General features: G+C 45.5%; 11 protein-coding genes. 7 read left to right on the top strand and 4 right to left on the bottom strand.

The genetic code is table 11. The features are described 5' to 3' along the window. Positions 1–38: 38 nt before the first annotated feature. The 4 genes from KTG12_RS04650 to KTG12_RS04665 are packed head-to-tail and all read right to left on the bottom strand — an operon-like array spanning position 39 to position 6,199. On the bottom strand, positions 39–1,094 hold the full coding sequence (locus KTG12_RS04650; RefSeq protein ID WP_005648251.1) for a virulence RhuM family protein: 1,056 nt from the start codon (positions 1,092–1,094) through the stop codon (positions 39–41). Positions 1,095–1,112: 18 nt separating this feature from the next. Next, positions 1,113–2,666 (bottom strand): type I restriction-modification system subunit M, encoded by a 1,554-nt coding sequence (locus tag KTG12_RS04655; protein WP_005648253.1) that lies wholly within the window; start codon positions 2,664–2,666, stop codon positions 1,113–1,115. Positions 2,667–2,670: 4 nt separating this feature from the next. Beyond that, a complete protein-coding gene (locus KTG12_RS04660) occupies positions 2,671–3,369 on the bottom strand; it encodes a GIY-YIG nuclease family protein (RefSeq protein ID WP_046451840.1) in 699 nt (232 codons plus the stop codon). 10 nt (positions 3,370–3,379) lie between these two features. Continuing rightward, positions 3,380–6,199 carry a type I restriction endonuclease subunit R gene (locus KTG12_RS04665; RefSeq protein WP_138272520.1) on the bottom strand — a complete coding sequence of 940 codons (2,820 nt, stop codon included), beginning with the start codon at positions 6,197–6,199 and terminating at the stop codon, positions 3,380–3,382. A gap of 508 nt (positions 6,200–6,707) precedes the next feature. Here KTG12_RS04665 and prmC point away from each other — a divergent pair. The 7 genes from prmC (at position 6,708) to KTG12_RS04700 (ending at position 11,697) form a co-directional block, all read left to right on the top strand. After that, positions 6,708–7,556: a peptide chain release factor N(5)-glutamine methyltransferase gene (gene prmC, locus KTG12_RS04670; RefSeq protein WP_022321411.1), complete on the top strand. Its 849-nt coding sequence runs from the start codon at positions 6,708–6,710 to the stop codon at positions 7,554–7,556. After that, positions 7,553–8,044, top strand: a complete 492-nt coding sequence (locus KTG12_RS04675) for a regulatory protein RecX (RefSeq protein ID WP_022321410.1) — start codon at positions 7,553–7,555, stop codon at positions 8,042–8,044. The genes prmC and KTG12_RS04675 overlap by 4 nt, the downstream gene beginning before the upstream one ends. Beyond that, entirely contained in the window at positions 8,019–8,711 is a 693-nt protein-coding gene (locus KTG12_RS04680) for a ComF family protein (protein ID WP_022321409.1), read from the top strand. The genes KTG12_RS04675 and KTG12_RS04680 overlap by 26 nt, the downstream gene beginning before the upstream one ends. A 116-nt stretch (positions 8,712–8,827) precedes the next feature. Next, on the top strand, positions 8,828–9,469 hold the full coding sequence (gene pyrE, locus KTG12_RS04685) for an orotate phosphoribosyltransferase (protein WP_005637349.1): 642 nt from the start codon (positions 8,828–8,830) through the stop codon (positions 9,467–9,469). A 6-nt stretch (positions 9,470–9,475) separates the two neighbouring features. Continuing rightward, the gene (locus KTG12_RS04690) at positions 9,476–9,886 is read left to right on the top strand and encodes a polyketide cyclase (RefSeq protein WP_005650490.1); all 411 of its coding nucleotides are present in this window, start codon (positions 9,476–9,478) and stop codon (positions 9,884–9,886) included. A gap of 11 nt (positions 9,887–9,897) precedes the next feature. Beyond that, entirely contained in the window at positions 9,898–11,235 is a 1,338-nt protein-coding gene (argH, locus tag KTG12_RS04695; protein WP_005637352.1) for an argininosuccinate lyase, read from the top strand. Between the two features lie 96 nt (positions 11,236–11,331). After that, entirely contained in the window at positions 11,332–11,697 is a 366-nt protein-coding gene (locus KTG12_RS04700; RefSeq protein ID WP_227226164.1) for a hypothetical protein, read from the top strand. The last annotated feature ends 149 nt before the right edge of the window (positions 11,698–11,846 follow it).

The raw sequence follows: 11,846 nt of genomic DNA on the forward strand, positions 1-11,846 counted from the left end.
GATATGTAGCAGTTTCAATATGCGTTTAAGTCTTATCCTTACTCTTTATCGGGGTTAATATCAAAGGACAACAAGTTGTCGCCATTATTGAAACGGTCGAAATCGGAGCTAAACAAACGGTCTTGAACGATACGGTATTTCTCGAATTCCGATTCGGCAAATTCCTTGGCGAACTCTGCCGTAATCTTTCCTGCATCGGCTAATATCGCATCACCTCCAGCTTCGAGGATGATGTCAATACGTTTTGCCCAATCTTCCATAGTCATCGGAATGTGACGTTTCGCCATTCGTTCTGCTAAATCAAGAACAGCATTGACTAATTGCGCCATATTTTCCAACTCGTTTTCTTTCAGATAGTTTTTTGCTATAACCACATCGGGCTTCACTATCTTTCCGTCAGGAGCATTTTCCCAAGAGGTAAGCCCCATGTGTTCTTTCTCGGAGTTTGCACGTTGCACGATAAGTTCGGCAGCCGTATGCCCATGTACGGCATAGTGCATTTTGTTCTGAACCTTTTTGAAGAACAGCCGTGTAGTGGGCGCATCACGATTGTAGTCAATGGCAGTGGCGTAAATATCGGTGAGTTTTTGGTAGAAACGGCGTTCACTCAATCGTATCTCACGGACTTCAGCCAACAAGTGTTCAAAATAATCCTCACCGATAAAAGAACCGTTTTCCATGCGTTTCTTGTCTATGACATAACCACGGATGGCAAATTGGCGCAACACATAGGTACACCATTGGCGGAATTGGGTGGCACGAATGGAATTGACACGGTAGCCCACAGAGATGATAGCATCAAGATTATAGTATTGTACTTCTTTAGTCTGCGTTTTTCCGTCTATAGCCCCATGCTCGGTGGTATGTGCAAAAATTGCACATACCACTTCCTTATCCAATTCACAAGTGTCGAAAATATTCTTCAAGTGCTTGGTGACAACCGTTCTATCCACATCAAAAAGAGTGGCAATAACTTTTTGTGTCGCCCAAATGCTTTCATCTTTATACAACACTTCAACCCCTTGCTCTTTGTCTGCGACAGTAAATATCAAGAACTCCGCTGTGCTGTTTCTTATCTCGAACTTTTTAGCCATAATCTTACCCTCTTCGTTTTATTCTACAATTCCCAGTTCACGAAGGTAGCCTTCAATCTCTTTGTCAAGGTCAGCACGTTTGGCTTCCAATTCCTTGATTTCAGCCATGACAGCCTTAATGTCGATAGGCTCTTCCTCTTCAAAGGTATCCACATAACGGGGAATGTTCAAATTATAGTCGTTATCGGCTACTTCCTGCAAGGTGGCGAGGTGGCTGTACTTTTCTATCTCGGTGCGATTGCGGTAAGTATCTACAATCTTGTCGATATGCTCCTTGCGTAGTTTGTTTTGGGTCTTGACCTTTTCAAACTCCTTGCTTGCGTCAATAAACAAAATATTATCGTCCTCCTTGCGGCATTTCTTCATCACGAGAATACAAGTGGGAATGGAAGTGCCGTAGAAGATATTGGCTGGCAAGCCGATAATTGCGTCAATGCAGTTCTTCTTCTCGATAAGGAAACGGCGGATAACGCCCTCGGCATTACCACGGAACAATACGCCGTGCGGTACAACGCAAGCCATTGTACCACCATCCACAAGATGATAGAGCATGTGCAGTATAAAGGCATAGTCAGCTGTCTTGCGCGGAGCAAGGCGACCGGCACGGCTGAAACGGTCATCATTGTTGAACTTGTCGGCGGCACTCCACTCTGCGGAGAAAGGAGGATTGGCAACCACGGCATCGAACTGGGTGTCACCGAAAGCGTCCGCCTCCAAGGTGTCGCCATTCTCTATCTGGAAATTACTGAACTTGATACCATGCAGCAACATATTCATACGGCACAAGTTGTAAGTAGTGGGGTTTTTCTCCTGCCCGAATATCTCGTATGCCCGTCCCGTATGAGCTGCACGAATAAGCAGTGAACCCGAACCGCAAGTAGGGTCATATACATTGCGTAAGCGAGTATGTCCGATAGTCACTATCTCGGCAAGAATCTGGCTCACTTCTTGCGGTGTGTAAAATTCTCCGGCTTTCTTGCCCGCTCCAGCGGCAAACTGAGAAATCATATATTCATAAGCATCGCCGAGAATATCTATCTGCGTAGCTTCGTCCGCTCCGAAGTCAATGCCGTTCAAAGCAATCAGTACATTGGATATGAGCGTATTCTTGTCATCGGTAGTTTTGCCGAGCTTGGGCGAAGCAAGGTCTATGTCTGAAAACAAACCTCCAAAATCGTCCTCACTCTCTTGTCCGAGCGTGCTGTCCTCAATGCGCTTCAGCGAACGTTCGAGAGAGGGAATAATATTCTCCTTGCGCTTAATTGCGTCAATGATAGAGGTGAAGAGATATTGCGGCTCTACAAAATAACCGATATTTTCCAAACACTGCTTCTTGACTTCCTCTTGAAGTTCAAGGGCATCTTCTTCGCCTGACTGCCACAACTGTTTGAAAGTGATTTCGTCATCTTCAAGCGCACGGTCGGCATAGTTCTCTATTTTTTCAGAAAGGTACTTATAAAAGATAAAGCCCAACGAGAAGTACATAAATTCGTTGGCTGACATATTGCCGCGCAGGTTGTTGGCAACCTCCCAAAGCTGGGCGCGGAGTTTTTGTTGGAGTTCTTCACTCATGTTCTTAAACAGTTTTGTTTTCTACAATGTTTATTTCATTATCAGCTTCTTTTTCAAAGGCTGTCCTTAAGTCATCTAATATTTTTCCGTTGTACGAGAAATACTTGCTCCCCTGATAGGCATTTGAAGGTGTTCTCTTTTCTTCCGGAAGAAACGTACCGACAAAAGGAGACAATTTGTAAATTCGTCCGTCATATTCGATGGAATCATCACTTGCAACTTTCACTTTCAGATTGGTAGGGATAAAAGTAATATATTCACCTATCTTGATATGTACCATGCTGAATTTGAATCGCTCCCGTTTTTTCGGTCGAGAAAATTCTGATTTCTTTTCTTTCTTTTCGGGGTGCGCTATAATAGGTTTATTGTCCTCATATTCAGTTATGACCGCATCGTCAATTGTCAAAGCGATGTCTCTGAAAATATCAAGAGCCACTTTGGGGTCAACATTAAAGAATTCCCTATTTTGCCGAATACGCAAGTCTGTCAATCGGTCTATTGTCTTATGCACAAGTCTTTCAACCTCATTGAATTTAGAAGTCTTCATCGTGGCAAAGATTTCAAAAGGCAACGGCACAGCGGTATTGTCCAACTCCTTTGAACGAATGTCAACGGGGCGAGTACTTTTACCTATTTTCACCCAATCCTCTCGAAAACTGGGATTAGTCAGTATATAAACATAGCCGGGGTCATTTGTTTTCATACGCCATCTTTTAGTCCCAAGAAAATGTTCTGATAATATTGCGCAGACGGTCGAGAATACGGTTCACGGTTCTGCGCGTCTTTAGCAAGCCGAGGTGCTTCTCCTTGACTGCTGTTTGAATGATTTCGGGTTGCACTTTTTGTGAGAAGTCATACTCCGAGAGGAAACGGTTCAGCAGTTCGGTAGGCAACTGCTCATCTTCCGCAAGGCGGTCAATGGCTTTGCCTTTTTCCTGACGGATATATTGGTTGAGCCGTTCTTCGAGGTCAACAGAACCATCCGCTTTCTTCTTGCGCTCCACGAAGCCCTCCTTGTCTTCATCTACATTCTGGCGGATAAAGCCGTCAATCAGTTGCGACTTGCTGCGCAGCTCGGCATCTTTAATCATTGTGTCGATGATATGGCGGCGTTGTTCCTCATAGTTTTCACTGAACGGATTGAGTTCTGCAATCAGCTCGAGGATATAAGCCACATTGATAATGTCGCTGTGCAACAGTTCAAGACAGAAGTCGATGTCTTCAAGTCCTATTTCGTCTTCGGTGGAATTATCCTCAATGGAAGTACCGCCTACGGTAGTGCTGTCAAGGAACGTGTCGTGAATGTCGAGGTACTTACTTCGGAAGTCGTTGTACTGTTGTTCGGATATGCCCAATTCGGGGTCATCCTCCGAATAGTCCTCGTAGATTTGTATCTCCGCATGTTTCTTTATCAACTCACGGAAAGCGAGAATGAAGTCGCGCTTTTCGGGTTCGGTCTTCAACGCATCGACAGCCGCAGTGTCGGGATATTTGGCAAGGAAATCTTTGGCGATGTCGGCATATTCCTTTTTCACCACCTCGAAAGCCTCGCGGATGATAGTGCCCGTACCCCCGTTGCTGAACAGTTTTATGGATTCGTCCACATTGCTCTTGAGGTCGCGGAAACAGACAATCTTACCAAAACGTTTGCGCTCGTTGAATACACGGTTGGTACGTGAGAACGCTTGCAACAATCCGTGGTATTCCAAATTCTTATCCACATACAACGTGTTCAGCTTCTTGGAATCGAAGCCCGTGAGGAACATACCCACGACCAAACAAAGGTCGAGCGGTTTCATGTCGGTTTTCTTCTTTTTCAACCGCAGATTGACATCATCGTAGTAAGCACGGAAATTCTCGATGGAGAAATTCGTACCGAACATTTGGTTGTAGTCGTTGATGATTTCCTGCATATCGTCAGCCTCCGGCACGGATTCGCTGACAAAACCGCTGTTCATGCCCGTCAGTTCATCGTCCTCGTTAGGGTTAGATGAATAGGTGAAGATTGCACCGATTGAGATTTTAGGATTCAGTTCCTTGAAAATCTTATAGTAACGAATGAGCATCGGCACATTCTGCACGGCAAATAGCGCGTCAAACTCACCGTCAAAGGTGGATTTGCTGAAATTGTTGAGAATGAATTTGGCAATCTCGTGCATACGGCTTTCCTGTCCCGGTGATACCTCCTCGTTGCCGTGGTAGTATTCCACCAAAAAGCCAAGTACATTCTCATCAGCAATGGCATCTTTAATCAGATACTTGTGCAGACACTTGTCGAAGATTTCTTCGGTAGTACGATCGTTCTTAGAGTTCTCCTTGAATATAGGTGTCCCCGTGAAGCCGAATATTTGCGTATTGGTAAAGAAGTTGACAATATTTTTGTGGCTCTCACCGAAATGGCTACGATGACACTCATCGAAAATCATGATGATGCGCGACTTCCTCACTTCATCCAAACGCTTGCTGTACCATTGCTTCGTAACGGCTGCATTGAGTTTCTGAATGGTAGTGATAATGATTTTCGAATCGCTTGAAAGTTTCTTCGTCAGTTCATCGGTGTTGTCCGTACTATCCACTGCACCGGGTTCGAACGCTTCATATTCCGATTGCGTCTGCGTGTCAAGGTCGTGACGGTCCACCACAAACATCACCTTATCCACGCCATCCAACTCCGAAACGAGTTGTGCCGCCTTAAAAGAAGTAAGAGTCTTGCCAGCTCCCGTAGTGTGCCAAATGAAGCCGTTGTCGGTAGAGTTCTGCACCTTATCCAAAATCTCCTCCACGGCATAGAACTGATAGGGGCGCAACACCATCAGACATTTGTCACCCTCATGAAGCACGATGTATTTGCTAATCATCTTACCAAGGGTACATTTATCAAAGAACATTGCTGCAAACAGACTGAGGTCGTTGAAGGGGTTGTTATCCTTGTCCGTCCAATTGAAAGTAAACTTGTAGCCTTGATTGGGGTTGTTGGCGAAATAGCGGGTGTTTACACCGTTGGAGATAACGAAAACCTGTATATAGTCGAACAAGCCATGAAACGATGTCTTATGGTAGCGTTGCACTTGGTCGTAGGCTTGGCGCAGTTCCACCCCTCGCTTTTTTAATTCGATTTGCACCAACGGCAAACCATTTACCAATATCGTCACATCATAGCGGCATTTCTTCCTGCCCTCAATGGTGATTTGGTTTGATACCTGAAACTCATTCTGACACCATTGTTTCTTATTGAGAAATTCCACCCACACACGTTCCCCATTTTCGGTTTCGAGTGGATAGAGGTCGCGCAGTTTCTTGGATTTTTCAAAGCGTGAGCCGCCCTCCAAATGAAGCAAAATCTTTTCAAACTCCGATTCGGTGAAATGTTCACGCCCTATTTCCGCAAGTTGTTTGCGATTATGTTTTTCGAGCTGGCATTTGAAATTATCGCGAAGATTGCTTTCTTCTTCAATCTTCACGTATTCATAGCTCATTTGTTCAAGAGCATGAATCAGAGCATTTTCAAGTGCGGCTTCACTTTGTACAGCCATGGTTTATATTAAAGCGAAAACTCCTTCGCTATCCCTGCGAGGCTGACCAAAGCCTATAAGACAACGAAGGAGTTTCATATGTTGTTTTAATTGCTTTCTCAGGTCATTAGCAGTCCGATAATGAGTGCAAAGGTAGCAATTTTTATCAGTTTTTCCTTGCGCATTTGAATAAACAGTATAAGAGAAGAGAGAGAGTTTATTATGTGTAACCCTATATTCACCACAAGGTATCGTTGATTTTGGAATTATCCGACTTTGGAGGATAATCCTGCTCCCTGCAAGGACAAGGCGTTTAGAGTTACTCGAATCGTTTCGGGCAACCCAAAACATACCTTGCGATGTTCTCGGGACAAAGGTACAAAGATTATGAAAAACCAGCGGGAAAATATATTTTCACCGTAGAAAAATTTTTGTTTCACTGTTTGGAAACCTTTGTTTCGATATCGGAAAATTCTTTCTTTGTTTGGTTGCAATTTATCTTATGCTTACTTTTGCCCAAAAACAAAATATGACTGAAACCATCGCATACATTAAGGAATCATTGAGGGATCTATACCCATCCTCCGAGGTCAGCAGCCTAGTTCGTTTAATTATGGAGCGGGTTTGTAATATTCAGCCGCATCATTTTTTATTTTGTAAAGACAAAGAACTGCCAGAAAGCGAAAAAAGCCGAATTCATGACATAGTCGAACGTTTGAAGCAGATGGAGCCTATCCAATACATATTAGGAACGGCCGATTTCTACAGCCTTCAGTTCGAAGTAGACCCGTCCGTCCTGATACCGCGTCCGGAAACAGAAGAACTGGTCGAGCAGGTCATCCTCGACAATGCAGACCAAAAGATCAAGATATTGGATATCGGAACGGGAAGCGGCTGCATAGCCGTCACACTCCGGAAGCATCTGAAAAAAGCAAGCGTGATTGCGACGGACATTTCGGCGGAAGCGCTCGCGACCGCCCGCCGGAATGCCAAACGCAACAACACAACGGTCACTTTCATCCAGACAGATATCCTAGACCCGGAGAAAGCGGAAATGGACATTCCGTTTATTCTGGACGTTATCGTCAGCAATCCGCCCTACATCAAGGAGGAAGAAAAAAAAGACATGGAGCGGAACGTGCTGGACTACGAACCACACCTGGCTCTTTTCGTCCCGGACAACGACCCGCTGCTCTATTATTGGCATATTGCCCATTTCGGAAAGAAAAAACTGAGAAGAAACGGCCGTCTCTACTTCGAAATCAATGCGGCATGCGGCAATATGGTTGTTGAGATGCTGGAGGAAGAAGGCTACAAGAATATCGAATTGATCCAAGACCTGTCCGGCAGGGACCGGATCATAAAAGCACGCAAATGAAACAAATCAGTGAATCTGAAATGCTTCACCGGGCAGCCGCCTACTGTTCTGCCAGCGAACGCTGCATCCAGGATGTCGAAAAGAAAATCAAAGCGGCGGGATTGGCCGGGGAAGAAAGCGGCCGGATCGTTTCCCGCCTGCTACAAGAACGTTTCATCGACGAAAGCCGCTTTGCACGCTATTTCGTAAACGACAAATTACGCTTCAACAAATGGGGACGTGTCAAGATCAACTACGAGATGCAGCGGAAAGGCATTCCGTCCAGTATCCGCTCGGAAGCACTGGAAGGTATCGACGAACAAGAATATCGCTCCATCCTTCTTTCTCTCCTGAAAAGCAAAAAGAAAGTAACCCGTGGTAAGGACGATCGGGAAGTTTACGCCAAACTGCTCCGCTTCGCCGCCGGACGCGGTTTCGAAACAAGGGAAACAAGCCGCTGCCTGAAACAACTGTTCAACGGGAATGACTACGAGGATGATTTTGAATGACCTCCTCAACCTTTTCTATCCCCGCCTCTGCCTGCTTTGCCAGAGGTCTTTGATGGAAGGGGAAGAGCATATTTGCCTGCATTGTTCGAATCATTTGCCCTACACGCATTTTACGGATATGGAGACGAATCCGGTCTGTCTGCTTTTACAGGGAAAAACATCTTTCGTCGCCGCCACCGCTCTGCTCCACTTCACGAAAGGGGGAAGCGGGCAAAAGCTGATCCATTCCTTAAAATATCATGGAAACAAAAAACTCGGATACGAACTGGGACACATGGCTGCTACCACCTACCGGGAGACAGGGCTGTTCGACACCGTCGATCTCCTTTTGCCGGTCCCGCTCCACCCGAAAAGAATGAGGCAAAGAGGTTATAACCAGTCGGAATGGATCGCATACGGCATCCGTTCCGCCACTGGAATCGCGGTCGACACCTCATCCTTGTCCCGCATAAAAAAGACCGAAAGTCAAACCCGCAAGCAGATATTCGAACGATCGGAAAATGTAGAGGACATCTTCCGTGTAGAGAACACCGACACGTTGAAAAACAAACACATTCTACTGGTGGACGATGTTATTACGACCGGTTCCACCATGAACGCCTGTGCAGAAGCCATGAAAGCCATATCCGGCATCCGGATCAGTATTTTAGGCATAGCTGTGGCATAAACTCTCCTTAAACCTGCTATACAATATGTATAGCTTATTTTTTTGAAGAACTACAAGGTTATCTCATTCCCTTTGTCTACCTTTGCAGACTGATATAAACATTTTTATTAGGTTGTATGAAAACACTGGAAAGATTAGTAGCAGAGAGATTATTAAAGATTAAGGCGGTCAAATTGCAGCCGGCCAATCCTTTCACATGGGCATCCGGTTGGAAATCACCAATCTACAACGACAACAGAAAGACACTTTCCTATCCGGAAATCAGAAGTTTCATTAAACTGGAGCTGGCTCGCACAATCAGCGAAAAGTATGAAAATGCCGATGCTATTGCTGGTGTTGCAACCGGAGCAATCGCCCAGGGTGCATTAGTTGCCGACCTACTGGGTCTGCCGTTCGTGTACATCCGTTCAACTCCTAAAGATCATGGATTGGAAAACCTGATTGAAGGCGAACTGAAACCGGGTTCAAAAGTAGTGATTGTAGAAGATTTGGTTTCTACAGGTGGTAGTAGTTTGAAAGCCGTACAGGCTGTCCGTAATTTCGGTTGTGACGTTGCCGGTATGGTTGCCATTTTCACGTATGGTTTCCCTGTTGCAGTAGAGGCTTTCAAAGAGGCAAAAGTTACATTGACGACTCTAAGTAACTATGATGCCGTGCTGGAAGAAGCATTGCGTACAGATTACATTGACGAATCCGAAATCGCAGTCCTTCAGGAATGGCGCAAAGATCCGGCAAACTGGAATCCCGAAACAAAGTAAGTGAAAATGACTGAATTTGTTAGCGAAGTGAAAACGATCCCCTTTAACGAGGATCGTATTTTTAATATGCTGTCCGACCTATCCAACTTAGGAAAGGTGCAGGACCGCATACCTCAAGATAAGATTCAAGATTTCGAGTTTGATAAAGACTCTTGCAGTTTTTCCGTCGCACCGGTAGGCAAGATAACCTTCCAGATCGTGGAACGTGAACCGAACAAGACGATCAAATTCACGACCACGAACTCGCCTGTTCCCCTGTTCCTTTGGATTCAGCTAAAACAGGTAGAAGAGAACGACACACGGATGAAAATAACCGTCCGCGCCGAACTGAATCCGTTTATCAAACCAATGGTATCAAAACCATTGCAGGATGCGATCGATAAAATATCGACCATGTTGGCATCCCTGCCTTATTAAATGTTTTTTTGATGGCTCAGAAACTTTGGGAAAAGAATGTTCAGGTAGACCAGGAAGTGGATACCTTTACGGTAGGCAAAGACCGTGAGATGGATCTCTATCTCGCCAAGTACGACGTGCTCGGCTCGATGGCTCACATCACCATGCTGGAAAGCATCGGGCTGCTTACCAAAGAGGAACTGACGATCTTGCTTGCCGAACTGAAAAATATCTATGCCGTTGCCGACTGTGGCCGGTTTGTAATTGAAGAGGGCGTGGAAGACGTCCACTCGCAGGTGGAATTGATGCTGACACGCAGCCTGGGTGACACAGGGAAAAAGATACACAGCGGACGTTCACGTAACGACCAAGTACTGCTGGATCTGAAGCTGTTCACCCGCGCACAGATTCAGGAAATCGTAGAGTTGGTATCCGACCTGTTCGAGGTGTTGATCTCGCAGAGTAACCGTTATAAGGACGTGCTGCTTCCCGGATATACACATTTACAGATTGCCATGCCGTCATCATTCGGACTTTGGTTCGGCGCCTATGCCGAAAGCCTGACCGATGATTTGCAGATGATGCAGGCTGCTTATAAAGTTTGCAACCGCAACCCGTTGGGCTCTGCGGCCGGATATGGCTCTTCTTTCCCACTGAGACGCCAGATGACAACAGATCTGCTCGGCTTCGACTCGCTCGATTATAATGTCGTTTACGCCCAGATGGGACGTGGCAAAATGGAACGTACCGTAGCTTTTGCCATGGCCGGCATTGCGGCAACCCTTTCCAAACTAGCTTTCGATGCTTGTATGTTCAACAGCCAGAACTTCGGTTTCATCAAGTTGCCGGACCAGTTCACAACAGGATCCAGTATCATGCCGCATAAAAAGAATCCGGACGTGTTCGAGCTGACGCGTGCCAAATGCAACAAGCTGCAAGGATTGCCCCAGCAGATCACACTGATCAGCAACAACCTTCCATCAGGCTATTTCCGCGACCTGCAGATCATAAAGGAAGTATTCCTCCCCTCTTTCGACGAGTTGAAGGATTGCCTTCGCATGGTTACGCACATGATGCGGGAAGTAAAGGTGAACGAGCAGATCTTAGACGATGACAAATATGCACTCCTCTTTAGTGTGGAAGAGGTAAACCGCCTCGTTTTGGAAGGTATGCCTTTCCGTGACGCTTACAAGCAGGTAGGATTGAACATCGAAGCTGGTAAATTCGTCCCTGTCAAGAAAGTTCACCATACGCACGAAGGAAGTATCGGAAATTTATGCAATGACCAGATTTCCGCCTTGATGCAAAATATCATGGACGGTTTCGCGTTTAATAGAGTAAACGAAGCTGAGCAACAGCTGTTATCCTAATAAACGATGAAACGGTTTTTATTTTGCTTACTTATATCATTAGTTTGTTCGTGTTCCAAAATCGAAGAATCGGATATACCCTATGCACCGGTATATTTGGAACTAGACCTGCGCTTCGGCGACAAAGATCTAGTAGGCATATACAATCACAAATCCATCACTAAAGCCCGTACTGCCGGAGAAAAGACGGGCTTTTCCGGTGTTTTGGTTGTATGCGGAATCGACAATTACGGAAATGCGGCCTACTATGCATTTGATCTGTGCTGTCCCCACGAAGCCAAAAAGAATATCATCATAGAAGCCGACAATGCAGGAAAAGCGATTTGCCCGGAATGCGGAACTGAATATGATATCGGCTATGGGACCGGAGCACCGACAAAGGGCGTATCGCAATTTCCATTAAGAAAATATTACATGACTCCAGTATCGTCCGACAGACAGGAATGGGTTGTGAGAAACTAAAAAAATGCGTTACCCTGCATTTTTTTATTCCAAATATTTGCAGAAACAAAAATTTCATCTACCTTTGCACTCGCAAACGAAAACAATGCAACAATGCGGAAGTAGCTCAGTTGGTAGAGCATAACCTTGCCAAGGTTAGGGTCGCGGGT

The sequence above is a fragment of the Parabacteroides sp. MSK.9.14 genome, assembly GCF_019041495.1.
In the GTDB taxonomy this organism is placed as follows: Bacteria; Bacteroidota; Bacteroidia; order Bacteroidales; family Tannerellaceae; genus Parabacteroides; species Parabacteroides merdae.